Source organism: Pseudomonas sp. F007 (genome assembly GCF_057814275.1).
Map to the genome: position 1 here is coordinate 146,420 of NZ_JBVATA010000002.1, position 25,847 is coordinate 172,266.

Annotated in this window: 23 protein-coding genes and 1 pseudogene; 14 read left to right on the plus strand and 10 right to left on the minus strand. The window is 62.3% G+C overall.

The genetic code is table 11. The features are described from left to right. The first annotated feature begins 116 nt into the window (after window positions 1–116). From ACZYR5_RS04870 to ACZYR5_RS04900, 7 genes are all read left to right on the plus strand, one after another. Window positions 117–1,727 carry a glycosyltransferase gene (locus tag ACZYR5_RS04870; RefSeq protein ID WP_489088931.1) on the plus strand — a complete coding sequence of 537 codons (1,611 nt, stop codon included), beginning with the start codon at window positions 117–119 and terminating at the stop codon, window positions 1,725–1,727. Beyond that, on the plus strand, window positions 1,721–3,004 hold the full coding sequence (locus ACZYR5_RS04875) for a glycosyltransferase (RefSeq protein ID WP_489088930.1): 1,284 nt from the start codon (window positions 1,721–1,723) through the stop codon (window positions 3,002–3,004). Before ACZYR5_RS04870 ends, ACZYR5_RS04875 begins: the two co-directional genes overlap by 7 nt. Then, window positions 3,001–3,867 carry a class I SAM-dependent methyltransferase gene (locus ACZYR5_RS04880; protein WP_489088929.1) on the plus strand — a complete coding sequence of 289 codons (867 nt, stop codon included), beginning with the start codon at window positions 3,001–3,003 and terminating at the stop codon, window positions 3,865–3,867. The genes ACZYR5_RS04875 and ACZYR5_RS04880 overlap by 4 nt, the downstream gene beginning before the upstream one ends. After that, on the plus strand, window positions 3,864–5,018 hold the full coding sequence (locus ACZYR5_RS04885; protein WP_489088928.1) for an acyltransferase family protein: 1,155 nt from the start codon (window positions 3,864–3,866) through the stop codon (window positions 5,016–5,018). Before ACZYR5_RS04880 ends, ACZYR5_RS04885 begins: the two co-directional genes overlap by 4 nt. Further along, window positions 5,012–5,860: a class I SAM-dependent methyltransferase gene (locus ACZYR5_RS04890; RefSeq protein ID WP_489088927.1), complete on the plus strand. Its 849-nt coding sequence runs from the start codon at window positions 5,012–5,014 to the stop codon at window positions 5,858–5,860. Before ACZYR5_RS04885 ends, ACZYR5_RS04890 begins: the two co-directional genes overlap by 7 nt. Before the next feature lie 161 nt (window positions 5,861–6,021). Continuing rightward, window positions 6,022–7,221 carry a DUF3142 domain-containing protein gene (locus tag ACZYR5_RS04895; protein WP_489088926.1) on the plus strand — a complete coding sequence of 400 codons (1,200 nt, stop codon included), beginning with the start codon at window positions 6,022–6,024 and terminating at the stop codon, window positions 7,219–7,221. Continuing rightward, a complete protein-coding gene (locus ACZYR5_RS04900; RefSeq protein ID WP_489088925.1) occupies window positions 7,208–9,346 on the plus strand; it encodes a hypothetical protein in 2,139 nt (712 codons plus the stop codon). The genes ACZYR5_RS04895 and ACZYR5_RS04900 overlap by 14 nt, the downstream gene beginning before the upstream one ends. Before the next feature lie 10 nt (window positions 9,347–9,356). On the opposite strand, the gene lpdA is transcribed toward ACZYR5_RS04900, so the two are convergent. Continuing rightward, window positions 9,357–10,757, minus strand: a complete 1,401-nt coding sequence (gene lpdA / locus ACZYR5_RS04905; RefSeq protein WP_489088924.1) for a dihydrolipoyl dehydrogenase — start codon at window positions 10,755–10,757, stop codon at window positions 9,357–9,359. Between the two features lie 268 nt (window positions 10,758–11,025). Between lpdA and cfaB the strand changes: the two genes are divergently transcribed. Continuing rightward, on the plus strand, window positions 11,026–12,213 hold the full coding sequence (gene cfaB / locus ACZYR5_RS04910) for a C17 cyclopropane fatty acid synthase CfaB (RefSeq protein ID WP_489088923.1): 1,188 nt from the start codon (window positions 11,026–11,028) through the stop codon (window positions 12,211–12,213). On the opposite strand, the gene cls is transcribed toward cfaB, so the two are convergent. Next, window positions 12,210–13,649, minus strand: coding sequence for a cardiolipin synthase (gene cls / locus ACZYR5_RS04915; protein ID WP_489088922.1), 1,440 nt, complete (start codon window positions 13,647–13,649; stop codon window positions 12,210–12,212). The two genes, cfaB and cls, sit on opposite strands and share 4 nt — an antisense overlap. Window positions 13,650–13,780: 131 nt before the next feature. Between cls and ACZYR5_RS04920 the strand changes: the two genes are divergently transcribed. Beyond that, on the plus strand, window positions 13,781–14,302 hold the full coding sequence (locus ACZYR5_RS04920) for a DUF3617 domain-containing protein (protein ID WP_489088921.1): 522 nt from the start codon (window positions 13,781–13,783) through the stop codon (window positions 14,300–14,302). Window positions 14,303–14,311: 9 nt separating this feature from the next. On the opposite strand, the gene ACZYR5_RS04925 is transcribed toward ACZYR5_RS04920, so the two are convergent. From ACZYR5_RS04925 to ACZYR5_RS04945, 5 genes and pseudogenes are all read right to left on the minus strand, one after another. Further along, the gene (locus ACZYR5_RS04925; protein WP_489088920.1) at window positions 14,312–15,199 is read right to left on the minus strand and encodes a His/Gly/Thr/Pro-type tRNA ligase C-terminal domain-containing protein; all 888 of its coding nucleotides are present in this window, start codon (window positions 15,197–15,199) and stop codon (window positions 14,312–14,314) included. Window positions 15,200–15,222: 23 nt separating this feature from the next. Next, window positions 15,223–16,558: pseudogene (locus ACZYR5_RS04930) on the minus strand (dihydroorotase). Window positions 16,559–16,560: 2 nt separating this feature from the next. Beyond that, window positions 16,561–17,121: a gamma carbonic anhydrase family protein gene (locus tag ACZYR5_RS04935; protein WP_489088919.1), complete on the minus strand. Its 561-nt coding sequence runs from the start codon at window positions 17,119–17,121 to the stop codon at window positions 16,561–16,563. Continuing rightward, complete coding sequence (gene folE2, locus ACZYR5_RS04940) at window positions 17,118–18,017, minus strand: GTP cyclohydrolase FolE2 (RefSeq protein WP_489088918.1); 900 nt, start codon at window positions 18,015–18,017, stop codon at window positions 17,118–17,120. The genes ACZYR5_RS04935 and folE2 overlap by 4 nt, the downstream gene beginning before the upstream one ends. Window positions 18,018–18,105: 88 nt before the next feature. Beyond that, complete coding sequence (locus ACZYR5_RS04945) at window positions 18,106–18,483, minus strand: glutamine synthetase (RefSeq protein ID WP_489088917.1); 378 nt, start codon at window positions 18,481–18,483, stop codon at window positions 18,106–18,108. A 134-nt stretch (window positions 18,484–18,617) separates the two neighbouring features. Between ACZYR5_RS04945 and zigA the strand changes: the two genes are divergently transcribed. The 3 genes from zigA to ACZYR5_RS04960 all read left to right on the plus strand — a co-directional run bounded on the left by zigA (window position 18,618) and on the right by ACZYR5_RS04960 (window position 21,488). After that, window positions 18,618–19,826 (plus strand): zinc metallochaperone GTPase ZigA, encoded by a 1,209-nt coding sequence (zigA, locus tag ACZYR5_RS04950; RefSeq protein ID WP_489088916.1) that lies wholly within the window; start codon window positions 18,618–18,620, stop codon window positions 19,824–19,826. Continuing rightward, a complete protein-coding gene (locus ACZYR5_RS04955; protein WP_489088915.1) occupies window positions 19,826–20,443 on the plus strand; it encodes a DUF1826 domain-containing protein in 618 nt (205 codons plus the stop codon). Before zigA ends, ACZYR5_RS04955 begins: the two co-directional genes overlap by 1 nt. A 73-nt stretch (window positions 20,444–20,516) precedes the next feature. Further along, the gene (locus ACZYR5_RS04960; RefSeq protein WP_489088914.1) at window positions 20,517–21,488 is read left to right on the plus strand and encodes a CobW family GTP-binding protein; all 972 of its coding nucleotides are present in this window, start codon (window positions 20,517–20,519) and stop codon (window positions 21,486–21,488) included. Here ACZYR5_RS04960 and ACZYR5_RS04965 read toward each other — a convergent pair. Continuing rightward, window positions 21,482–21,880 (minus strand): DUF3301 domain-containing protein, encoded by a 399-nt coding sequence (locus ACZYR5_RS04965; protein WP_489088913.1) that lies wholly within the window; start codon window positions 21,878–21,880, stop codon window positions 21,482–21,484. The genes ACZYR5_RS04960 and ACZYR5_RS04965 overlap by 7 nt on opposite strands. Before the next feature lie 115 nt (window positions 21,881–21,995). Between ACZYR5_RS04965 and pdxY the strand changes: the two genes are divergently transcribed. Further along, window positions 21,996–22,868 carry a pyridoxal kinase PdxY gene (pdxY, locus tag ACZYR5_RS04970; protein ID WP_489088912.1) on the plus strand — a complete coding sequence of 291 codons (873 nt, stop codon included), beginning with the start codon at window positions 21,996–21,998 and terminating at the stop codon, window positions 22,866–22,868. 10 nt (window positions 22,869–22,878) lie between these two features. Here pdxY and ACZYR5_RS04975 read toward each other — a convergent pair whose 3' ends face one another. Beyond that, a complete protein-coding gene (locus ACZYR5_RS04975; protein ID WP_027616753.1) occupies window positions 22,879–23,361 on the minus strand; it encodes an acyl-CoA thioesterase in 483 nt (160 codons plus the stop codon). Between the two features lie 253 nt (window positions 23,362–23,614). Between ACZYR5_RS04975 and ACZYR5_RS04980 the strand changes: the two genes are divergently transcribed. Next, window positions 23,615–25,378 (plus strand): cation:proton antiporter, encoded by a 1,764-nt coding sequence (locus tag ACZYR5_RS04980; RefSeq protein WP_489088911.1) that lies wholly within the window; start codon window positions 23,615–23,617, stop codon window positions 25,376–25,378. A 20-nt stretch (window positions 25,379–25,398) separates the two neighbouring features. On the opposite strand, the gene ACZYR5_RS04985 is transcribed toward ACZYR5_RS04980, so the two are convergent. Continuing rightward, window positions 25,399–25,806: an SMI1/KNR4 family protein gene (locus ACZYR5_RS04985; protein WP_014720555.1), complete on the minus strand. Its 408-nt coding sequence runs from the start codon at window positions 25,804–25,806 to the stop codon at window positions 25,399–25,401. Window positions 25,807–25,847 lie beyond the last annotated feature (41 nt).

Sequence of the window (25,847 nt, forward strand, 5' to 3'; positions counted from 1 at the left end):
AACAAGAACGTAGACGGGCATGCAGGCGCTGGCGAACTCCGCAAGGGCGGGTCGAACCGTGGCTGTGCCGTCATCAGCATGAGGTTGCCTGAAGGGCCGCTTCATCGTGGGATGCCATGAATTTCATTCTTTACTCGGATGTGAACGACCGCTCCATCAGCCAGAGCCTCGGCCGTCCCGAATACAGCTATTACTTCGTGCTCAAGGCCTATCGTCCGGTGCTTGAGAGCCTTGGCCGGGTGCATGTGGTGGACTCGCTCAGCGAGGTCGACCCGCTGTTTCACCGCCTCGCCGCCGAGGGTGAAGACAGCCTGTTCGTGTCATTCGCGCCGCCCCACAAGACCCCCAGTGATCTGAGTTGCCCGACGCTCTGCGTGGTGGCCTGGGAGTTCGACTCGATCCCCACCGAACACTGGGACAACGACCCCCGGCAAGACTGGAGCCGCACCCTGGCGCGCCATGGCCGCGTGATCACCCTATCGACGCATACTGCGCAAGCCGTGCGCCGGGCGTTGGGCGAGGACTTTCCGGTGCTGGTGCTGCCGACGCCGCTGTGGGAGCGATTTGCCGAGATCCGCGAGCAGTTCCCGAGTACCCCGGTCAACCCGGGCGCCACCCTGCAGATCCAGGGTTGCATCATCGACAGCCGGGGCCTGGGGTTGTCAGCTGATGGTCTGATCGCGCCGATTATCCCGGAGCCAGAAGCTGAGCCGATTGCCGAACCCGAACCACCTGTTGTCGTCGAGGCGCCGCCACTGACCTGGCGTCGCCGGCTGTTCATCGCCAAGCATTACCTGCGCCAGTGCCTGCGCGAGGCCGCCGGCCAGCCGCTGCGCCGCCAGTTGTTTGTGATCCGCCATTACCTGCACCAGACCTACGGCGAAGGCTTTCGCGACCTGCTGCCAGACAGCCTGCGGGCACGCCTTCGCGGCAATCGCCCACCCGAAGCAGTAGCGGAGCCGTTGGTGGATGAAGTGATTGTCGTGGCGCCCGCCGAGAATGGGCACCCGCAAGCGCAGTTCCCCGCCACCGATGGCCTGGTCGAAACCCAGGTCGATGGCGTGGTCTACGTCAGCGTGTTCAACCCCGATGACGGGCGCAAGAACTGGCATCAGCTGATCACCGCGTTCTGCTGGGCGATGCGCGATGTCGAGGACGCGACCCTGGTGTTGAAAATGACCCAGAAGGACCTTTCCACCTACTACGTGCACATGCTTACGCTGCTGTCGCAACTCTCTCCCTTCAGCTGTCGCGTGGTGGTCATGCATGGCTACCTGGACGATCAACAGTTTGCCCGGCTGTATGGCGCCGCCAGTTTCTACGTCAACGCCTCGCGCTGCGAAGGCCTGTGCCTGCCGTTGATGGAGTTCATGGCGTGCGCCAAACCGGTGATCGCCCCCCGGCACACGGCGATGCGCGATTACATCGATGACAGCGTGGCCTTTATCGTCGACTCCAGTCAGCAGCCTGCGATATGGCCGCAAGACTCGCGGATCCTGTACCGCACGGTTTCCCATCGCCCGGATTGGGGCTCATTGAAAAATGCCTACCTGGCCAGCTACCAGATGGCCAAGGAGCAACCCGAGTGCTACCTGGCAATGGCGTCGGCAGCCAACGAACGCATGCGTGAGTACTGCAATTTCGCCGGGGTACAGCAGCGCCTCGGCGACTTTCTCGACGATGTGCCGCAGGCGCAGGTTGCTGTCACGGGGGCCGCCTCATGCTGATCATCATTCATTCGGAAACCAACAAAAGTAACATCGAGCAGAACCTCGGCCGGCCCGAATACAGCTACTACTTTGTGCTCAAGGAGTTCCGCCCGGTGCTGGAGCGCATCGGCCAGGTGATCGAGGTGAGCAACCCGGACGAGTTGGTCGATCGCCTGTATTTCGACTGCCAGAGCCGCGGCGAGGACTGTGTGTTCCTGTCGTTCTCGCCGCCCCATCGCACGCCGATCCATTACGCCTGCCCGACCATTCCGGTGTTCGCCTGGGAGTTCAGCACCATTCCCACGGATACCTGGCACGGCGAACCCCGCCACGACTGGCGCGTGGTGCTGGAGGCCGCCGGTGCTGCCATCACTCACTCAAGTTTTACCGTGCAGGCGGTGCGCGATGCCATGGGTGTGGACTATCCCGTCAGCGCCATTGCGGCGCCGGTCTGGGACCGCTTTGCCCAGAGCGGGCAAATCCAGGGGGCATCGGCGCTGACGCAACAGGTGACGCTCAACCTGCGCGGCCTGCTGCTCGACAGCCGTACCCTCGACTTGCGCCCCTATGGTCCGCCGGCACTGCGCGAAGGCGAGCCGGTGTCGTTCGACCGGCCGGTGGCTGATTGCCAGGTGGCACTGGACGGGGTGATCTACACCTCGGTGTTCAATCCCTACGATGGCCGCAAGAACTGGCAGGACATGCTCAGTGCCTTCTGTACTACCTTCCGCGATGTGAGCGACGCCACGCTGGTGTTGAAGCTGACCCACCATGACATCGCCGATGCGCTGAACGACATGCTCCATCACCTGTACAAAAATCAATCGTTCCGCTGCCGCGTGGTACTGATCCACGGCTTTCTGGCCGACCTGGATTATGAGCGCCTGGTGCAGGCCACCTGCTTTGTGGTCAACAGTTCGTTCGGCGAGGGCCAGTGCCTGCCGCTGATGGAATTCATGTCCTGCGGCAAGCCGGCCGTTGCTCCGTGCAACACGGCGATGGCGGACTACATCGACGCTGACAACGCCTTCATTGTCGACTCCACCGACGAACTCACCGCCTGGCCCCACGACCCACGCGCGGCTTACCGCACCCTGCGTTACGTGACCAACTGGGACTCGTTGTGCTCGGCCTTTCAGGCCAGCTACACCGTGGCCAGGCACGACCCGGCGCGTTATGCGCGCATGGCCGCCCATGCGGTCAGCCGACTGCAGGGGTTCTGCAGCCAGGCGGTCGCCGAACAGCGGCTGCGCACGTTCCTTGCGGACGTGGTGGCGCAGGCGAAACCGGCATGATGGGGCGCCTGCTCGATTGGCTGCGCCCTGCGCCTGCACCGGTGGTGGAACCTGAAGCGGCAGTGTCGCCGCGCGATTGCGGCTTCACTGATGCGGTGCTCGACGGCTGGTTTCTCGGCGCCAGCGGCGAGTTGCTCAAGGGTTTTGCCATCAGCGCCGACGATACGTTGCTGGATGTCGGCTGCGGCGAAGGGGCGGCGACCCTGTTTGCCGTGCGCCAGGGCGCGTCGGTGATTTTTACCGACAGCGAACAGGATAAGGTTCGCGACCTCGCCCGCTTGGTCGAGGCGCAGAGCCAGGCGCCGTCCCTCGGGCTGGTCAGCAACAGCCTGCCGCTGCCGCTGGCGGATGGTTGTGCGAGCAAAGTGGTGTGCATGGAGGTGCTCGAGCACGTCGACGCGCCCGAGCAATTCATCGCCGAGCTGGTGCGCATGGGTCGCCCTGGCGCCCAGTATCTGCTCAGCGTGCCGGCGCCGGTGGGCGAGCACCTGCAGCAGGGCATCGCCCCGGCCGGTTATTTCCAGGCGCCGAACCATGTGCAGATTTTCTCCCATGAGCGTTTCGGCGCCTTGGTCGAAGACGCTGGGCTGATCATCGAACATCGCCAGGCCACCGGGTTTTTCTGGGTCATGGGCATGATTTTCTTCTGGGCCAGCGAACGCGCGGCCGGCAAGGACATGGGCGGCGCGGTACGCGACCGGATCCAGGCGCCGTACCCGCCGCTGATGGAAGGCTGGGCGCGCACCTGGCGTGACCTGCTGATGCAACCCGACGGATTGGCGATCAAGCAGGTGCTGGATCAATTCATGCCCAAGAGCCAGGTGATCATCGCCCGCAAACCGAGCACCGAGGGCCAGGCATGAGCAACGCGCGGATCATGGACATCGAACTGCTGCGCGGGATCGCCGTGCTCGGGGTGCTGTTTCATCACCTGCAAGACAGCCTGTTCGCCGCGCCGGTGCCGTTGTTGCACGCGATCAACGCGTTGGGGCAACCCTGGTGGGGCGTCGATCTGTTCTTCGCGATCTCCGGTTTTGTCATTGCCCGCAGCTTGATACCGGCGTTGCAAAGCTGCACCACGCGTCAGGAGTATTGGCAGCAGACCCGCAATTTCTGGCTGCGCCGCGCCTTTCGCCTGTTGCCGTCAGCCTGGCTGTGGCTGGCGCTGATGCTCCTGGCCTGCCTGTTTCTCAACCGGTCCGGCGCCTTTGGCAGCGTGAGCGCCAACCTGCAGGCGACGCTGGCCGGGCTGTTGCAATACGCCAACTTCCGTTTCGCCGACAGTTTCTTCCACTACGAGTACGGCACCAGTTTCGTGTACTGGAGCCTGTCGCTGGAGGAGCAGTTCTATCTGCTTTTCCCGCTGCTGATCCTGCTGTGCCGCAAGTACCTGGTGTGGGCATTGCTGGCGCTGGTGGCGGTGCAACTATTGACCTTGCGCACGCCGATCCTGATGGTGATTCGCACCGATGCCCTGGCGCTCGGTGTGTTGCTGGCGATATGGAGTGCGCAGCCGAGTTACCGGCGTTGGCAGCCGACTTTTCTGCGTCGCCCTTGGGCGGGCGTATCGCTGTTGCTGGCGATCGCGTTGCTCATGAGCTTCCTGGCGACCGACCGTTTCACCTTCACCAATTACCGCATCGGCGCCATCGCCGTGCTCAGTGCGGTGTTGGTCTGGCTGGCGTCCTACAACCGCGACTACCTGATGCCGGCGGGCATGTTCAAGAATCTCATGACCTGGATCGGCAGCCGTTCCTACGGCATCTACCTGATCCATATCCCGGCCTACTCGCTGGTGCGGGAGCTGACGTTTCGTTTGCAGGCGGCCTCGCTGCCGAGCCCGGCCGGGCATCCGGTCATCACACTGGTGCTGGCGTTCGGGCTGATCGTGCTGCTGAGCGAGCTGAACTATCGCTTGATCGAAATGCCCATGCGTCATCGCGGCGCGGCGCTGGTGAAGCGCTTGAGTGCGTCACGCAAACCCTTGCCATCCTCTGGAGTCACCTCATGCTGAGCCTGCTGAAGAAGCTGACCGCGGGCGCTGCTGCCCCTGCACCTGTGCCATCAGAGCCGGCGTCGGTGGCCCCACCTGTGAGCAGGGTCGACCCCTACATGCTGGGCTTGCGCGATGCGGCGCTCAGTGGCTGGTTCAACCAGCAGACCGGCGAGCTGTTTACCGGTTTCCCGGTGACCGCTGACGACACGTTACTGGATGTCGGCTGCGGCGACGGCGGCAATGTGCATTTCTGCGCCAACCGTGGCGCGCGCATCATCATTGCTGATATCGACGCGGCCAAGGTCGAGGCGACCCGCCAGCGCCTGGGCGACACCATTGCGCGCAGCGTCGAATGTCATGTCACCGATTGCGCGCCGCTACCGATTGCCGACGCAACGGCGACGCGGGTGGTGTCCACCGAAGTCATCGAACACGTCGATGACCCGGCGCAGTTTCTCGCCGAGCTGGTGCGCGTCGGCAAGCCCGGTGCGTTGTACCTGCTGAGCGTGCCGCACCCCAGCTCCGAAGACCTGCAAAAAGACATCGCGGCGCCGGAGTATTTCCAGAAGCCCAACCACATCCGCATCATCAGCGAAGCGCAGTTCAAGCAGATGGTCGGCGATGCCGGGCTGGAAGTGATCAGTCATAGCCAGTACGGCTTTTACTGGTCGCTGTGGATGATGCTGTTCTGGGAAGCCAAGGTCGAGTTCAGCAACCCCGATCACCCGATGCTCAATCACTGGGCCGAGACCTGGAATGCGGTGCTGGAATCGCCGCGTGGTGCGCAGATCAAGCAAGCGCTGGATGGCGTGGTGGCGAAAAGTCAGGTGATCATTGCCCGCAAGCCGGAGGCTGCGTAGGCTGCGACGATTTGTGCGGCCAAAATCCCCTGTAGGAGCGAGCTTGCTCGCGAAGGTCTTCAACGATGACGTTGATATCCTGACACCCCACGGCGGTCTCAGGTTCTTCGCGAGCAAGCTCGCGCCTACAAAGGCAGGGCCGTCGCCGCCACAGGCCAGTTATGTCGACGATTCATTTCCTGCGTTGCGCACTGCTGATCAGCCTCGCGCTGCTCGGCGGTTGCGGGCAATCAAGTGCACCGCCTCTCGATCAACAACTCTACATCTGGCAACGGCAATGGACTCCAGCCCATGCCGAGGCTCTGGCGCAATCGCGAGGCGGCTTTTCCACCTTGCGGGTACTGGCCCTGCAAAATCATCCACAGGCTGGCTGGCGTCGGGCACAGATCGATGCCGAGCTGTTGAAAACCGACGCGCGGCCATTGATTGCGGTGGTGCGACTCGACGGCCAGCTCAAGCAGCTGGACCCGAGCGATTCCATCCAGCAAATCCTTCAGGTAGCCGCTGATTGGCAAGCTCAAGGCCTGGTGCTGGCGGGCGTGGAAATCGACCACGATGCCGGCACCGCGAAGCTGCCCGCCTATCGCCAGTTTCTCCAGGCGCTGCGTGCTGCGCTGCCGAGCTCTTTGAAACTGAGCATCACTGCATTGCCAGCGTGGCTCGACAGCCCGCAGTTGCCCGGGCTGCTGGCGCAAGTCGACAGCAGCGTGCTGCAAGTCCATGCCGTCAGCGATCCGCAGCGTGGCCTGTTCGATCCGGTGCAGGCCAGACAGTGGGCCGAGCGCTGGAGTCGAGCGACCGACAAACCGTTCTACCTGGCGCTGCCGGCCTACGGCATCGCCGTGCTACCGGGTGAGGGTGGGGCGCCGCTGGTGGAAAGCGAGGTGCCGATCGAGCGAGGCGGCCAGCGCCGTGAGTTGATGGCCGACCCACAACAACTATCGACCCTGGCTGCTCAATTGCGCCGTGAGCCGCCAGCCCATCTCGCCGGCTTGATCTGGTTTCGCCTGCCGCTGGCGGGTGATCGACGAGCCTGGAGCCTGGCCACTTTGCGCGCCGTGGCCCAGGGCGATCCGCTGCGTAGCGGTCTGGCACTGAACCTTTCCCGTCAGGACGGTCTCTACGACATCGTCCTGAGCAACACCGGCAATCTCGACAGCGCCTTGCCGGCACGGCTGACGCTGGCAGCGACCCAGTGTGAGGCGGCCGACGGACTCAACGGCTACGTCGTGCGCCAGACGCCCGGACAACTCGAATTCAACCGTCTCAAGGACGGCCGCCTGCCTGCCGGTGCCCAGCGCACGGTGGGCTGGGCACGCTGCACAACCATTGATCAAGGAGGTTCACATGTTTTCCCGTAACGGCTCGCGGCTGTTGTTGGCCATCAGCCTGAGCGTGCCGCTGGGCACGGCGCTGGCCTGCGGACCGGATTTTCCACTGCGCCTGCTGGGCGATCGGGCGCAGACTCTCGGCGAGTTGCCGGAAGGCAGCTTCCAGTTCGAGGTCAATCGACTGGGCAAGGCAATTGCCGGACTCAAGCCCGCCTCGGCGACGGTCCCCCGTTATGACTACGGCAGTGACGAAGATCCCTACCTGAAGGCGCGGACCGCGGCGGAGCAAGTGGGCTTGACCGAGGCTCAACGCACGTTGGTGGCGCAGCTGCGAACCCTGGGCAATGCACAGCGGGTGCAAGCCGAGAGCGCCGGCCTGGCCGCCGAGCTGAGCCTCTATACGGCTGGAGCAGTCGCTTTCAGTTCCGGCGATGCAGCGCTGGCGGCGGAGTATTTCCGCCAGGTCCTGGCGCTGCCAGCCGATCAGCGCGGATTGCGCAGCACCTGGGCGGCGTACTCGCTGGGCCGGGCGCTGGTTGCACTGAGTCAGCAGGCCAGCGAGCTGGATGACGCCGGGCGCCACGACCTTTTGCAACAGGCGCGCGAGGCCTTTGCCCAGGCGCGGCAACTGAGCATCGATGGCTTCAGCGACCCACTGGACCTGGGTATTGCCAGCCTCGGCGAAGAAGCACGAGTGGTGCGTCAGACCGGGGACTGGAACCGTGCGGTCGAGCTGTATGCCAGCCAGAGTTCGCTGGGCTCGCCGGTGGGCTACAGCTCGCTCAAGCAGTTGGTGCAGGAGCTCAACGCACTGCCTGAGCCGCAGCTCAACCGCTTGCTTGAGGGCAAGGCGGTGCAGCAGTTGGTCACCGCAGCGCTGATCAGCCATGTCGGCTGGTCGTTTGGTGAACAACCGCCAACTGAGCAAAAAATGATCAAGGCGCTGCTGCACAACACCGCCGGCAGCCTCGACAATGCCGACCGCCTGGCGGCGCTGAATTATCAAGTGGGTGACTACGCCACCAGCAAAACCCTGCTGGAGCATGCCGGCGACGGCGGCCTGGCCTGGTGGCTGCGGGCGAAAATCGCCCTGCGTGACGGCGACAAGGCCCAGGCCGTGAGCGCCTACGCGAAAGCAGCGAAAGCCTTCCCGCAGGACGAGGACTGGGGCTATCGCGACACGGCCAGTGGCGATTTCGAAACCCTCAAGCCGGGTTGCCGGGTCGAGGGTGAAAGCGCCTTGCTGGCGTTGGACCGCGGCGACTACCTGCAAGCGTTCGAGCAGCTTTATCGCAGCCAGGATATTTATTGGCAGGATGCGGCGCAGGTGGCCGAGCGGGTGCTGACGGTGGATGAACTCAAGCAGTTCGTCGATCAACAGGTGCCGGCTCCCGCCCCCTTGACCCAGGAGCAACGCGATCACTACGAGCCGATCCCGGTGGCCGCGCGTTTGCGCGATCTGCTCGGGCGCCGCTTGTTGCGTGAAGAGCGCTTCGAGCAAGCGCCGGCTTATTTCGACAACCCGGGGCTGCAGGCGCTGGCCAAGGAATACGCCGACTTGCGCAAGCAGGCGCAGTCCAGCTGGTGGCCGACCAAGCGTGCCCAGGCGTTCTACGACGCCGGTCGTCTGGCCCGTGAACACGGCCTGGAATTGCTCGGCTACGAGATGGCGCCGGATTACGCCACCCTTGACGGCAACTTCAGCCTGGACATCCCGCCGATCAAGCCCGGACCGCTGATCTCCAGTGGCGAGGTCGAGCGCCAGCAGGCCAGTGCCGCTCAGCCGGATCTGCGCTTCCATTACCGTTACGTCGCCACTGCGTTGGCGAGCCAGGCCGCCGACCTGTTGCCCCAGACCAGCCAGGCATTTGCCGCTGTGCTCTGCCAGGCCTCCGGTTGGGGCACCAGCCTGGCCGAGCAGAGTGCGCTGTACCGGCGCTATGTCGAACAAGGGCCGTACGTGCCGTGGGCGGAGAACTTTGGCCAGCAGTGCCAGCAGCCCGACTTCAATGCAGCCAACAAGCGCTACGTGACCCAGGCGCTGGACAGTCTGCGCTCGACCCTGCGTCCCTACAAACGCACGCTGCAGGTCAGTGCGATCATCCTGGTGGTCGGCGCCGGCTTGCTGATGCTGCGCCGGCGTCGGGCACGCTAGGCCAGTCCGGTCACATCTGGGTCGCCATCCCCTCGACATTCATCGCGGCCTGACGCAAGGCCTCGGAGCGTGTCGGATGGGGATGGCACGTCAGCGCGATGTCTTCGGCCGAGGCCGAGAACTCCATGGCCACGCAGTACTCGCCGATCATCTCGCTGACACTCGGCCCTACCAGATGCACGCCCAATACCTCGTCGGTGCGCTCATCGGCGAGGACCTTGGCGAAGCCTTCGGTTTCGTGATTGATCTTGGCGCGGCTGTTGGCGCTGAACGGAAACTTGCCGACCTTGTAGGCGCGTCCCTCAGCCTTGAGTTGCTCTTCGGTCTTGCCGACACTGGCCAGCTCCGGCCGGGTATAGATCACGCTGGGGATCAGTGCGTAATTGACCTCACCCGCCTTGCCGACGATCTGCTCGACGCAGGCCATGGCTTCGTCTTCGGCCTTGTGGGCGAGCATCGGCCCCGAGGTGACATCGCCAATCACCCAGACCCCGGCGGCCTCAGTGCGGTGTCCGCGATTGGCGAGCATGCCCCGTGAATCAGTCGTCAGCCCGACATTCTCCAGACCCAGGCCTTGGGTGAACGGTCGGCGCCCGATGGCCACCAACACGTAATCCGCTTCAAGGGATTCGGCGCTGCCACCTGCTGCCGCTTCCAGGTTCAGTTGCACGCCTGTGGGGGAGGGGGTGGCAGCCGTCACTTTGGTGCCCAGCTTGAAATTGATGCCCTGTTTGCCGAGGGCGCGTTGCAGGGTTTTGCCCGCCTCAAGGTCAGTGCCCGGGCAGATGCGGTCGAGGTATTCAACCACCGTGACCTGCGCCCCCAGGCGCCGCCAGACCGAACCGAGCTCCAGGCCGATGACCCCGGCACCGATCACCACCAGATGCTTGGGCACTTCGCTGAGCGAGAGGGCGCCGGTGGAGTCGAGAATGCGCTGGTTGTCGATGGTCACGCCAGGCAGCGGCGTCGGTTCGGAGCCGGTGGCGATGATGATGTCCCTGGCCAGCAGTTCGCTCTTGTTGCCTTGGGCGTCAGTCACGCTGACCTTGCCCGGCCCGTCGATATGCCCCCAGCCCTTGATCCACTCGACCTTGTTCTTGCGAAACAGGAATTCGATGCCCTTGGTCAGGCCGGCAACGCTTTCGGCTTTCTGCTTCATCATCTGCGCGAGATTGAGCGTCGGCTTGACCTCGATCCCCAGGTGAGCGAACTCGGTCCCCGCGGCCGCTTCGTAGAGTTCGGAAGCGTGCAGCAATGCCTTGGATGGCATGCAACCCACATTCAGGCAGGTGCCCCCCAGTGTTGCGCGCCCTTCGACACAGGCAGCCTTGAGCCCCAATTGGCCGGCGCGGATCGCCGCGTTGTAGCCGCCGGGGCCGCCTCCCAGAATCACGATGTCGTAGGTGCTCATGGCATTACTCCTGTGTCGGTGTGCGATGGAGATTAAACGTAGCGATCAGATAATATTATGCTCGTAATATGTGCACTGCGCCGATTCAAAGTCAAGCCGTCGTGATAATTCGAACTGCGCCGAAAATTGACAGTCAACCGCAGTGAGGGCGTGCCTGAGCAGGCGTTGTGGGCGCTATGACCGATGGGAAAAGGCGATTATTTCGATAGCCTGCTAATTTTCTACTATGGTCTACCCTCATGACAGACGTCTGGAACAGGGGGTTTTCATGCTCGCTCAACTTCCACCGGCTTTGCAGAACCTGCATCTACCGCTGCGCTTGCGGCTCTGGGATGGCCACGAGTTCAACCTGGGCCCTTCGCCCAGCGTCACCATCGTGGTCAAGGATCCGCAGATGGTCTCGCAGTTCACCCACCCCAGCCTCGACCTGCTCGGCGCTGCCTTTGTCGAAGGCAAGCTGGAGCTGGAAGGTTCGATCAGTGATGTGATCCGGGTGTGTGACGAGTGGAGCCAGGCGCTGCTCAATGAAGACGATGACCAGCAGCCGGTACGCATCGCCCACGACAAAGCCACCGACGCGGCGGCGATCTCCTATCACTACGACCTGTCCAATGCCTTCTATCAGCTATGGCTCGACAGCGACATGGCCTATTCCTGTGCCTATTTCGAGACCGGCAGCGAAACCCTCGAGCAGGCGCAGCAGGCCAAATTCCGTCACCTGTGCCGCAAGTTGCGTCTGCAACCGGGCGAGTACCTGCTGGACGTCGGCTGCGGTTGGGGCGGGCTGTCGCGCTATGCCGCGCGCGAGTTTGGGGTCAAGGTGTTCGGCATTACCTTGAGCAAGGAACAGCTGGCTCTGGCGCGGGAGCGGGTGAACGAGGAGGGGTTGCAGGATCTGGTCGAGTTGCAGCTGCTCGATTATCGCGACCTGCCGCAGGATGGCCGCTTCGACAAGGTGGTGAGTGTCGGCATGTTCGAGCACGTCGGCCACGCCAACCTCGCCGAATACTGCCGGACGCTGTTCGGCGCGGTACGCGAAGGCGGGCTGGTAATGAATCATGGGATTACCGCCAAATCGATCGACGGACGTCCGGTGGGGCGCGGCGCCGGTGATTTTATCGAGCGCTATGTATTCCCCAACGGCGAATTACCTCATCTGTCGATGATCTGCGCCGAGATCAGTGAAGCGGGCCTGGAAATCGTCGATGTCGAAAGCCTGCGCCTGCACTACGCGCGCACCCTGGATCATTGGAGCGAGCGCCTCGAGGACAACCTCGACGCCGCGGCCAAAGAGGTGCCGCAGCAAGCGCTGCGCATCTGGCGCTTGTACCTGGCGGGCTGCGCCTACGCCTTTGCGCGGGGCTGGATCAATCTGCACCAGATCCTTGCGGTCAAGGCTCATGCCGATGGTAGCCATGAGCTGCCCTGGACCCGCGACGACATCTATCACCCTTAGAGAATCGGCGAGATCAGCCGGGCCACCCGCATGCCGAGTTGTTGCAGGCGGTGGGTTTCCCGGCCCGCGTCTTTGTTCAATTCCTGCGACAGGGCAAAGTCCTGTTCCAGCATCTGTGCCACTTCGCCGGCGAAGTCGCTGTCCACGGTCAGCAGCATCACTTCGAAGTTGAGCCGGAAGGAACGGTTGTCGAGGTTGGCGCTGCCAATGGCGCTGATCTCGTTGTCGATCAACACCACCTTCTGGTGCAGGAAGCCCGGCTGATAACGGAATACCCGCACGCCGGCGCGCACCGCTTCGAAGGCGTAGAGGCTGGAGGCCGCGTAGACGATGCGGTGATCCGGGCGCGACGGCAGCAACAGGCGCACATCGACGCCGCGCAGCACGGCCAGGCGCAGGGCGGCGAACACCGCTTCGTCGGGGACGAAGTAGGGGCTGGTAATCCAGACGCGGTCGGTCGCCGCGTGGATGGCCTCGACGAAAAACAGCGAGCAGGTTTCATAGGGATCGGCCGGGCCGCTGGCCAGCAGTTGGCAGAGCACGCCGTCATCGGGATAGCTCTGCGGCAGGATCAGTGGAGGCAACGCCCGTGCGGCCCAGAACCAGTCTTCGGCGAACGACTCCTGCATGCACGCCACCACCGGCCCGCTGACCGCCACGTGGGTATCGCGCCATGGCGACAACGGGGCCTTGGCGCCCATGTACTCGTCGCCGACGTTATGCCCGCCGACAAAACCCTGCAGGCCGTCGACCACCACTATCTTGCGATGGTTGCGAAAGTTGACCTGGAAACGGTTGAGCCAGCCACTGCGAGTGGCGAAGGCTTTGACCTGCACCCCGGCGTCGCGCAGGGTCTGCACGTAGCTGTGGGGCAGGGAGTGGCTGCCAATACGGTCGTAGAGCAGATACACCGCAACGCCTTGCGCAGCTTTTTCCAGCAGCAGGCTTTGCAGGCGGCGGCCGAGTTGGTCGTCATGGACAATGAAGAACTGAATCAGTACGGCTTCGCGCGCCTGCTCGATGGCCTTGAAGATGGCGTCAAAGGTGGCGTGGCCGTTGATCAACAGCCGCACCTGATTGTTCGCCAGGCAAGGCATGCGTCCCAACCTGGGCATGGCCCGTAGCGAGGCGTAGGCGGCGGAGGCGCGGGCGGTCAGGGCTTCTTCGACCCAGGGCCGCCAGTTCAGGTCGGCGATGGCCTTGCGCATTTGCTCGTTGGCCTGGCGCCGCGCCTTGATGTAAGCATCGAAGGTGCTGCGGCCAAACACCAGGTACGGGATCAGGGTCAGGTAGGGAATAAACACCAGCGACAATGCCCAGGCGATCGAGCCTTGGGCGGTTCGCACGGTCAGGACGGCATGGATGGCCGCAATCGAGCCCAGGGAATGAATGAGCGCGATCAGGTAGGCGAAAAGGTGGGGTCCGAAAAAATCCATGGGGCAACCTTGCTCCGGAGAATTCAATGCTTAACAGACCATGTTCCAGGCGCAATGTCGCTATTTAATTCGCCATGCAACCGAAGTAGATTGGCGACGTCTAACGGCCATTACTGACTGGGAGTTTTTTGATGAACGTACGTCTGCTGGGTTGGCTCATGGCTGTTGGCTTGTCGGTTCCTGTGGCGGCGCAGGCGCAGATGCTGCAACCGGGGTTGTGGGAATTGACCTCAAGCAACATGAAGGTCGACAACCAGAACCTGCCTGACCTGCAATTGATCCTCAGCCAATTGGGCAATCAGATCACGCCGGCGCAGAAAGCCGCGCTGGAGAAGCAGGGCATCAACATGGGCGGCAAGGGCATTCGGGTGTGCCTGACCCCCGAGCAGGTGAAGACTGACGACATCCCGCTGCAAGACCCGCAATCGGGCTGCAAGCAAGAGATCACCGACCGCACCGGCAACCAGTGGAAGTTCCGCTTCAGTTGCCCGAAAGCCCAGGGCACGGGCGTCGCCACCTTCCTCAGCGACCGAGAATTCAATGCCTCGGTCAATGGCACCTTCAATGCCACCGGTATCCAGCAAGCGGGCAGTATGGACACCCGTGCCGTATGGCTGGGGCAGGATTGCGGCACGGTCAAGCCGCGCGCCTGACGTCCGCACTCAGGGGGCTGCGCCCTCGCGAGCGAGCGTGTTTTCACGCAATCGCTCGCAGGCTGCGGCGATGTTCATCTGGCCCAAATCCTCACCCTCGCCGCTGCGCAGACTGACGAAGTCGCCGGCCGCTTCCCGTTCGCCCACCACCAATAGATACGGCACCGCCTGTGAGCGGTGCTGACGGATCTTGTCGGCAATTTTCTCGTTGCGTACATCGGAATTGGCCCGCACCCCGGCTCGGCGCAGGGCGTCGGTGACTGACTGGGTGTATTCGATCTGGCGTTCATCGACGCTGACCACCATCGCCTGCTGCGGTGCTCGCCATGCGTCGAGCTCTTGCTGATCGGTCCAGCACACCCCGTAGATCCTTTGCCGTGCACTGCCATTCACATGCGCCAGGCTGAAGGCGCGCAGCACACTGGTGGAGGGGGCATGGGGACCGAGGCCGACCGTGGCGCATTGCGCCAGCTGATACAACGCCAGGACGTGGCGGATGGAGTGATTGGCCAACGCCAGGGCATACATCCGCGCTTCGATCAGGCGCAGATCATCAGGGTGCAAGGCGCGGGTGTGGGAGAACTCGCAGTAAAAACCGTCGCCGACCACTGAGCCGGCGAGGATGCTGGCGCGCGCGTGCAGTTGCTTGATCGCCATGGCCAGCAGGAGGGCGCAGGAGCGTCGCAGGATCTCCAGGCCTTCGGGTTCGCGCGCGGTGACAATCCCGACGCGGGCGTTGTGGCGGATGACGAAGGCGCAATCCACCAGGCTGCCATTGACCCGCCCTGCCACCGCGGCCCTGGCCAGGCCCAGGCCAATACTCGACGCCAGCTCGGAAACCGAGAGGGGTTGGTCGAACTCACGCAGCGTGCCGTCTGGCAGTGTGATCTGGAGCATAGCGATCCCCCGGTGAACCGGACTCAACGGTTGAACCGTAAAGGCAAACCCTTGCAACTGTCATTAAGACTTTCGGCGTGCCAGGCGATCTGACCCGATACTAAAGTGGTCACTACGCTATGGCGAAACCGCCGCTCGGCAAAGGGCGTCCAGCCACATTGCGCCAGAATCGGCTGGCGGGATACCGCCCGGCCGTCGGGCTCTGGGCGAATCAACACCAGGTCGGCCCAGTAGCCTTCGCGCAGATATCCGCGATCGGGAATGGCGAACAGGTCGGCGACGCGATGGCTGGTCTTGGCGACCAGCGTGGTCAATGGCAGCAAGTCGTCGGCCACCAGTTCCAGTAACGCGGGCAGGGCATGTTGTACCAAGGGTAGACCAGCGGGAGCCTGCGGGTAGGGGCGCTGCTTCTCGACCCAGGTATGCGGGGCATGATCAGTGCCGATAACGTCCAGGCGATTGCTCAGCAGTGCCCGTCGCAGGGCATCACGATCGACCTGGGTCTTGATCGCCGGATTGCATTTGATCAGGTTGCCCAGGTGCTGATAGTCACGATCATCGAACAACAGATGATGGAGGCACCTCGGCCGTAATGTGTTTCTGGGCCAGGGGTTTGTCTTCGAACAGGCTCAGCTCCTGCGCGGTGGTCAGGTGCAGGACGTGCAAGCGGGTGCCAAAGCGCTTGGCCAATTCCACTGCCAGCGATGAGGAGCGAAAGCATGCCTTCGCATCGCGAATCAGGGGGTGCGCGCTGGCTGGAATGTTGTCGCCATAGCGTTCGGCGAAACGCCGCTGGTTAGCCTGAATGCTCGGTGTGTGCTCGCAATGCGCCAGGAGCAGGGTTGGCACTTCGGCAAATAGACGCTCCAGTACCCTCGGATCATCCACCAGCATGTTCCCGGTGGAGGCGCCCATGAACACTTTGACACCGGCCACGGCACTCGGGTTGAGCGCCGCGACGGTATCCAGGTTGTCGTTGCTGACCCCGAAGTGGAAGCCATAGTTGGCTACCGAATTGAGTGCCGCGCGGTGTTTTTTGTCGGCCAATGCGGCCAGCGTCAAGGTTGCGGGCAGGGTGTTGGGCATGTCCATGAAACTGGTGATGCCACCCACCACGGCCGCCCGCGATTCCGTGTAGAAACTGCCTTTTTCTGGCGCGCCCGGCTCACGAAAGTGCACCTGGTCATCGATCATCCCTGGCAGCAGCCATTGTCCATTCGCGTCGATTTCCACCGCCGCATTTTCGCCGTGGATGCTGCTGGCGATCTTTACGATCCGGCCATGATCCACCAGCAGATCCGCGTCGAATTGCTGTCCCTCGTTGACCAGCCGCGCGTTGCGAATCAGCACACTGTTCATGCTCAGAACTCGTTCTGCAGGGCTTTATAGCCGCGAACCAGATCGACGTTGGTCCGTGCCACATCTTCGGAGAACTCCGAGGCACTGACGCTGACCGGCGGGAATTGGGATAAATCGGTAGCCGGCCCGATCCGCGTGGTGGAGGGCACGTAAAAGGCCGGCGGCAGATCCCGGCCGTCGACTACCGAGTTATGCCGGACCACACAGCCGTCGCTCACGACGCAGTTGAACAGCACGCTGTTGAAGCCGATGAACACCCGATTGCCGACCGTGCAGGGGCCGTGAACGATGGAGCGATGCGCGATCGAACTGAACTCGCCAATGGTCACCGCAGCACCGGATTTGGAGTGGATGACCACGCCGTCCTGAATGTTCGAGTTGGCGCCAATGATGATCGGCTGCATGCTGCCCGACGTATCGACTTCATCGGCGCGGATCACCGCATAGGGGCCGACAAATACGTTTTCGCCGATCACCACCTTGCCGCAAATGATGGCGGTTTTATCGACGTAGGCGGATTCGGCAATGACTGGCAAATCGCCGGAAGGATTCTTGCGGATCATGCGGCATCCCTCGTCCAACGACTTTCGGCCACGGCGTCATGGGCGTGCAGGCTTTCAGCGTGGACTACCCGCAGGTCAAACCCGCAGAGTCCGGGAAAGCGTTTTAGCGCCAGGTGCAGGCGTCGAGCCGCATCTTCGCAGAACATCAGGTTCTGCCCATTGGCCAAGGCAAAGGCCTGTTCATCTGCGCGTTTGACGGCGGTTTGCACAGCGGTACCCAGCGCGGCTTCTGCGGCATTGATGGCGGCAATCAACGGCAGCTCATCCAGGGTGTCGTCCAGACGCAAGCTCAGGTGGGCAGTGCTGCGCTGACTATGAGGTGTGGCGCTGATGCCATTGGCCGAACCCAACCATGCGAGTACGTCTGCGGGGTGCAGGGAGGACTGGTTGCCGAAGTCATCGACAAATTGCTCTTGAATCAATTGCCGGGCCAGTGCGGCTGAGCATGGGCAGGTGGACGAGTAAGTGACGTCGAATTTCAGTTCCACGTGGAACACTGAACCTTGCAGACGCGCTTCCAGGGTCAGTGGATAACTTTTCCATCCCGCCAACGGACTGACCAAGGCCGGACGTTTGAGCAACAAGGCGCTGTGAATTCGCAAATGTGCGGTGGTGGATAAGTCTTCATGACTATCCAGGAATCGCTGCAGTACCCGGCGTAGCAGCGCGGGACTCAGCGGTTCGTACTCGAACATTTCCAGCGCCAGGTACAGCCGCGACATGTGGATGCCACGGGCTTCGCCATTATCCAGGCTGACACCCGCGTCAGCGGTGGCACTCAGGCGCTGGCCGTCAAATAGCACCGGGACCGCAATCCCACACATACCCACCCATTCGAGAGGCAAGGATTGGCGTGAAGCCTGGGCTGCGATGTCCGGCAGAGTCAGCGCATTCATGAACAGGTCCGTTATTTGAATTTGATGAGATGTTATATAATAACAATTGTTTCAGCGACAGCTTTTTCCGACACTTATGAAATTTGCCTCAGCAGCCGGTCAAGCGATTGCAGGTGAATTTGGCGCTCGAGCCTCCCGAGCTGGAGAAACGATTGAGGGTGGTCCAGCCAACGCGCCGGCTGTAGCCGACCCAGGCTTCGCCGTCGGAGGCCAGGCCGGTGAAGAAGGTCAGTTGGCCGTAGCGACTGCTGGTCTGCGCCCAGTAGCGTTTGCCGAGCTGTTCGTAGCCGCGCATGTAGGTGGTGCTGCCGGCCGTGGCCACGCTATAGGCATTGCCTTCGGGGTCGACACAGGCCAGCAGCGTGGCGCTGCGGGTGCAGGTCGCCAGGCTTGGCAGTTGAGCCCAGGCGTCAGTCATGACCATCAACGACAGTCCGAGAAGCGTGCATTTCAAGGCGATGCGCATGGAATTCTCACAGTAGGGACTCACGCAGGATTACGTTCTTCGTCGTGGGCGGCAAGAGGGGGGCTGGTTTATTTGTATTGTTATACTATAACATTTACGATTCCGCCGATTGTCACCCCGTTGAGGAACACCTGATGCCCAATCGTCTCCCCGTTACTGTGCTGTCCGGTTTTCTCGGCGCTGGCAAAAGCACGCTGCTCAACCATGTCCTGCGTAACCGCGAGAACCTGCGAGTGGCGGTGATCGTCAACGACATGAGTGAAATCAACATCGACGGCGGCGAGGTGCAGCGCGATGTCACCCTCAACCGCGCCCAGGAAAAGCTCGTGGAAATGAGCAACGGCTGCATTTGCTGCACCCTGCGCGAGGATTTGCTGGAGGAGGTCAGCGCACTGGCCCGTGACGGCCGCTTCGATTATCTGCTGATCGAGTCCACCGGCATTTCCGAGCCACTGCCGGTGGCGGAGACGTTCACCTTTCGCGACGAAACGGGCCAGAGCCTGGCGGACATCGCACGGCTCGACACCATGGTCACGGTGGTCGACGGCTTGAATTTCCTGCTCGATTACCAGGCGGCGCAAAGCCTCGCGTCTCGCGGTGAAACCCTGGGTGAGGATGACGAGCGTTCGATCACGGATTTGCTGATCGAGCAGATCGAATTCGCCGATGTACTGCTGATCAGCAAGATCGATTTGATCAGCAGCGCCGAACGCGAGGAGTTGATGGCGATCCTCCGGGTCTTGAACGCCGAGGCGCAGATCCTTCCCATAGTCATGGGCGCTGTGCCGCTCAAGCAGATCCTCAACACCGGTCGCTTCGATTTCGAAAAAGCCGCACAGGCGCCGGGCTGGCTGCAGGAACTGCGCGGCGAGCATGTACCGGAAACCACTGAGTACGGCATTGCGTCGAGTGCGTACCGAGCCCGTCGGCCGTTTCATCCGCAGCGCTTCTTCGACTTCATCAATCGTCCCTGGGTCAACGGCAAGCTGCTGCGCTCCAAAGGGTTTTTCTGGCTGGCCAGCAAGCACCAGGATGCCGGTAGCTGGTCGCAGGCCGGCGGCTTGATGCGTCATGGCTTTGCCGGGCGCTGGTGGCGGTTTGTGCCGAAGAATCAGTGGCCTGATGATCAGGAAAGTACTGCGGCGATCATGCAGCACTGGACGGCAGACACCGGAGATTGCCGCCAGGAACTGGTGTTTATCGGCCAGAACATCGACTTTGCCTTGCTCACCTGCGAGCTAGAGGCCTGCCTGCTGAGCGACGACGAGATGGCGCTGGGCATCGAGGGTTGGCGCTTGCTGGCCGATCCTTTTGGCCCCTGGTTCGACGAGGAGGCCGCCTGATGCGAGCGCCCCGGCAAGTACTCGGCTCAACTCCCGAGGTGTTCGCCCGGATACTCGAAGACGACATCAACCTGACCCTCTGGCAGCGCCAGTTACCGCTGCATATCGCTGATTTCGCGGCGCTGTTGCTGTCGTTGCAGCAGCCGTTGGCGGAATCGCTGGTGGTGGAGTTGGCGAACGATGAAGCGCCGGTGAATCTTGGTGGGTTGGCGGCCAACTTCAGTGATCTTGAGGGGTATGAAGGCTTCATTGCCGATGTGTCCTGGCTGATCAGCGCCTTTGCTTGTCTGCTGGGGGCGCGGCGCATTGGGGTGCGGGTGCGCACGCTGGACAAGGCCATGTGTCCACGCTTTCACGTCGACCACGTCCCCGTCCGGCTGATTACTACCTACGCCGGGGTCGGCAGCCAGTGGCTGCACGAGGACGCCATGGGGCGTGAGCAACTGGGTCAGGCGCACGTCGAGCCCGAGGGCTATCAACAAATGCTCGGTGGCGAGGTGGCGATGCTCAAGGGTGAGAAGTGGCGGGGTAACGAAGGATCGGGCTTGATCCATCGTTCCCCGCAACTGGCACCCGGTGCACGCCGTTTGATCCTGACCCTCGACTGGCTGGCCTGAGCCCGGTGGTGATAGTGCATGCGCCGTGGCTCAGGCATATTGATCGCCTCTGTCCATGACCCGTTGATCCGCCGTGAAATCGCCCAGTCCGCTGCACAACATTCCCACCCATCTGATCGCTGGCCCCCTCGGGGCTGGCAAGACCAGCTTGATCAAACATCTGCTTGCGCAACGACCCGCCCATGAGCGCTGGGCCGTATTGATCAACGAGTTTGGGCAGATTGGCATCGACGCCGCACTGCTGACCTGCGCCGCCGATGGCATTGCCCTGGGGGAAGTCGCCGGCGGCTGCCTGTGTTGCGTCAACGGTGCGCCCTTTCAGATCGGCCTCGGTCGGCTGCTGCGCAAGTCCCGGCCCGATCGCCTGTTCATCGAACCCTCGGGTCTTGGCCATCCCGCGCAATTACTCAAGCAACTGAACGCGGCGCCCTGGCAAGGGGTGCTGGCGATCCAGCCGAGTGTGCTGGTGCTCGATGCGCAGGCCCTGGCTGCCGATAGACCTTTGCCGAGCGCTCAGCAAGAGGCACTGCTGGATGCGGGGTTGTTGCTATTGAACAAGGCGCCGGGCCTCGATGAGCAGGATCGACAACGGATCATCGCCCGGTTGCCAGCTAAACCGCTGGTATGGACCGAGCATGGACAGTTGTCATTGAGCGAGCTGCCGGGGATTGAGCAGCAACTTGCCGCGCCTGTGGATAACCTGCCGACGGCCGCTGCGCAGATGCCCAGGGTCTGGACCGATCCGCGGTTGCCGATCTGCCTGAGTCAGGCGCAGGAAGGTAGCTGGAGCATCGGTTGGCGCTGGCATCCGAGCCAGGTGTTTGATCGGCAGCGGCTGCAGGCCTGGCTGCAATCGCTGGACTGGCGCCGGGCCAAAGCAGTTATCCACAGCCCGGAAGGTTGGGTTTCGGTCAATGCGCTGGATAACGCCGACGTGCAGTGGCAGCCCAGTGAATGGCGTCAGGATTCACGCCTGGAATTGATTTTCGCGGCGCCACAGCCGATCGATCGACTACAGGAGCAGTTTGCGCGCTGCCGTCACTGACGCCACTTGCTGTGATCCTGGCGCCATTGGCTCAACTCGATGACCTCGGCGCTGTGCACCTCGGGTTTCTCTTCATGGGGAATCGGGTAGGGTGCCAATTCGATCTGCGCGCTGTGGGCGCCGAATTGGGTGATGGTCCCCGCATGCCGAGTTTCGCCGGTCACAGTGAACTCGAAGTTGTAGATCCGCGCCAGGCGCCGGCGCCCGCTGGCATCCCGGACAATCCCGATTTTCTTCAGCGCGACGTTACCGTCGAGCAATTCGATATCGAGTTTCGCGCAGTGCCGCTTGACCCGCTCCAGCGCCCGCTCACGCAAGCCGTGGTTGTGCCACAGCCACGCCGCGCCGGTGGCCAGCAGCATCAGGACAAAGATGTTTCCCAGGGTCAGCATCAACGACACTCCAACTAATTAGCCGCAGCTTAACTGCGACATTGGCCTGTCGTACAGGCTACGTTTAGTCGCATACTGCGCGGCTCGAATTTCAATCGTTTTACGGAAATCCCGCATGAAACGTACACCTCATCTGCTCGCCATCCAGTCCCACGTGGTTTTCGGTCATGCCGGCAACAGCGCCGCGGTTTTCCCGATGCAGCGGGTCGGGGTGAACGTCTGGCCGTTGAACACGGTGCAGTTTTCCAACCACACCCAGTACGGCCAATGGGCAGGCGAAGTGCTGGCGCCGCAGCAGATTCCCGCGTTGGTCGAGGGCATTGCGGCGATTGGCGAACTGGGCAACTGCGACGCGGTGCTGTCGGGTTACCTGGGCAGTGCCGCCCAGGGGCGGGCGATCCTCAGTGGCGTGGCACGGATCAAGGCGGTCAATCCGCATGCCCTGTACCTTTGCGATCCGGTGATGGGGCATGCGGAAAAAGGCTGCATCGTGCCGCCTGAAGTCAGCGACTTCCTGCTCAACGAAGCAGCGTCGGTGGCCGATTTCATGTGCCCGAATCAATTGGAGCTGGACAGTTTTTCCGGGCGCAAGCCGCAGTCGTTGTTCGATTGCCTGGCCATGGCCCGGGCGCTGCTGGCCCGTGGCCCGAAGGCGGTGCTGGTCAAACACCTGGACTATCCCGGCAAGTTGCCGGATGGTTTCGAGATGCTGCTGGTGACCGCCGAAGGCAGCTGGCACCTGCGTCGGCCGTTGCTGGCCTTCCCGCGGCAGCCGGTGGGCGTTGGTGACCTGACGTCAGGCCTGTTCCTCGCCCGCGTACTGTTGGGCGACAGTCTGGTGGCGGCCTTCGAATTCGCCGCCGCGGCAGTGCACGAAGTGCTGCTGGAAACCCAGGCCTGCGCCAGTTACGAACTGCAACTGGTGCGGGCCCAGGATCGCATCGCTCACCCGCGGGTGAAATTCGAGGCGACGGCAATCAGCCTCTGACGCTCGCGCCTCAGACGTCGGCCTTGAGTTCCTGGTAGCGTTTTTCCATTTCCTGGCGGATCTGCCGGCGCTGCTTGCCCTGGATGAAGCGGCGGCGGTCCTCGCTGTTCTGCGGCTGCAGTGGCGGGACGGGGGCCGGTTTGCGCTCATCGTCGAGCGAGACCATGGTGAAGAAGCAGCTGTTGGTGTGACGCACCGAGCGCTCGCGGATGTTTTCGGTGACCACCTTGATGCCGACTTCCATCGACGTGTTGCCGGTGTAGTTGACCGACGCCAGGAACGTCACCAGTTCGCCGACATGAATCGGCTCACGGAAAATCACCTGATCCACCGACAGGGTCACCACGTAGCGGCCGGCATAACGGCTGGCGCAGGCATAGGCCACTTCGTCGAGGTATTTGAGCAGGGTGCCGCCGTGAACATTGCCAGAGAAGTTGGCCATGTCGGGGGTCATCAGGACGGTCATCGACAGCTGGGCGTTTCCGGGTTCCATAGCTCACTCACGGTGGTAGGCAGCAATTCAGGGAGCGCCTCTGCGGGCACTTGATCAGTTTTTCAAACCATCCTTTACGGGACGCCGCGCCCGGCGCGGTCGTCACGCTTGTATCCATCTGTTTCCATATATTGCACCGCGTTTCTGCCGGAAGTCGCGGTGTTACCCTGCAAAAGCCCCTTCGCCCGGCCCTTTCTGGTGCCCGTTGATCGGATGCCGCCACCCGTACCCCCCACCTCAAGGAGCCTTCGCCATGCATGCCATCAGTTTCATTCAGGATTTGGCAGTGATCATGTTGGTGGCCGGGGTGGTGACGGTGTTGTTTCATCGTTTCAAGCAACCGGTGGTCCTCGGCTATATCGTCGCCGGCTTCATCATCGGCCCGCACACTCCTCCGTTCGGGCTGATTCACGACGAAGAGACGATCAAGACCCTGGCCGAACTGGGGGTGATTTTCCTGATGTTCTGCCTCGGCCTGGAGTTCAGCCTGCGCAAGCTGTTCAAGGTCGGCGCCACGGCCTTTATCGCGGCGTTCCTGGAAATCGTGCTGATGATCTGGATCGGCTACGAAATCGGCCGCTGGTTCGATTGGAACACCATGGACTCGCTGTTCCTCGGGGCGATCCTGGCGATCTCCTCGACCACCATCATCGTCAAGGCCCTGAATGACCTGAAAATGAAGAACGAGCGCTTCGCCCAGCTGATTTTTGGCGTGCTGATCGTCGAAGACATTCTGGGGATCGGCATCATTGCCTTGCTGTCGAGCATCGCCGTCAGTGGCACCGTGAGTTCCGGCGAAGTGTTCTCCACCGTCGGCAAGCTGTCGCTGTTCATGATCGTCGCCCTGGTGGTGGGTATCCTGCTGGTGCCCCGCCTGTTGGCCTACGTGGCCAAATTCGAAAGCAATGAAATGCTGCTGATCACCGTGCTGGGCCTGTGTTTCGGTTTCTGCCTGCTGGTGGTCAAGCTGGAGTACAGCATGGTGTTGGGGGCATTCCTGATTGGCGCAATCATGGCCGAATCCCGGCAATTGCTGAAAATCGAGCGCTTGATCGAACCGGTTCGCGACCTGTTCAGTGCGATCTTCTTCGTTGCCATCGGCCTGATGCTCGACCCGATGATTCTGTTGCAGTACGCCTGGCCGATTGCCGTGATCACTGTGGCAGTGGTGCTGGGGAAAATGCTCTCGTGCGGCCTGGGGGCATTCATTGCCGGCAACGATGGGCGCACCTCGCTGCGAGTCGGCATGGGGCTGTCACAGATTGGCGAATTCTCCTTCATCATCGCGGCACTGGGCATGACCCTGCAGGTCACCAGCAACTTCCTCTACCCGGTGGCCGTGGCGGTCTCGGTGATCACCACGTTGCTGACCCCGTACCTGATCCGCGCCGCCGACCCGCTGTCACTCAAGCTCGCCAAGGTAATTCCGACCCGACTGGGCCGTGTCTTGGGCATGTACGGCGAATGGCTGCGCAGTATTCAGCCGCAGGGTGAAGGCGCGATGCTGGCCTCGATGATTCGACGGATTCTGCTGCAGGTCGGGGTCAACCTGGCGCTGGTGGTGGCGATCTTCTTCTCGGGAGCGTTCTTTGCCGAGCGTATGTCTGCCTACCTGCAAGACTGGATCAGTGATCCGAGCTGGCAGAAAGCGTTGATCTGGGGTGGGGCGTTGCTGGTGTCGCTGCCGTTCCTGATTGCCGCTTATCGCAAGCTCAAGGCGCTGTCGATGCTGCTGGCAGAGATGGGCGTCAAGCCGGAGATGGCTGGTCGTCACACGCAGCGCGTGCGCCGGGTGATCGCCGAAGTGATCCCGATCCTCTCGCTGCTGGTGATTTTCCTGCTGCTGGCAGCCTTGTCGGCCAGTATTCTGCCGACCAACAAGTTGCTGCTGCTGATTGCCGTGGTCACTGCCGGCGTGGCGGCACTGCTCTGGCGCTGGTTCATCCGCGTACATACGCGGATGCAGGTGGCCCTGCTGGAAACCCTGGATAACCACAAGGAGCCATCCGGGCACTGATCCAGCCGAGGGCGCGTCCGTCAGCTTTCCAGCCAGACGTCCCGCGCCCAGTGCCAGACCGATTCCCAGGTTTCCTCGGTGACCAGCTCTTCTTCGGCCGACCACAGCACCACGGTGCCGTCTTCCTCGACGCAGTAGTAATCGTCACCGTCCTGGCAGATCGGGATCAGGCTGCGGTCCACGCCGGCATCCCAGGCGTTGGCGGCCACGTCCGGCAGGTAGGTGTGGGATTGTGGGTCGGTGACGGTCACCGGCTCCAGGCTGCCGTAGACCACATCGCTGACGGTCAGCAGGAATTCCCTGAAGACAAACGGGATGTCGATGAACAGTTGTTCTTCGATTTCCACCAGCAGGTCTTCGTCAGGCAGCTCCAAGGGCACCGGTACCGGTTCGTTGGCTTCTCGCAGTTGTTCGATGATTTCTTCCACGTCCGGGATCCTCTTGCTCAATGGCGCGGTTTGGTTGGGGC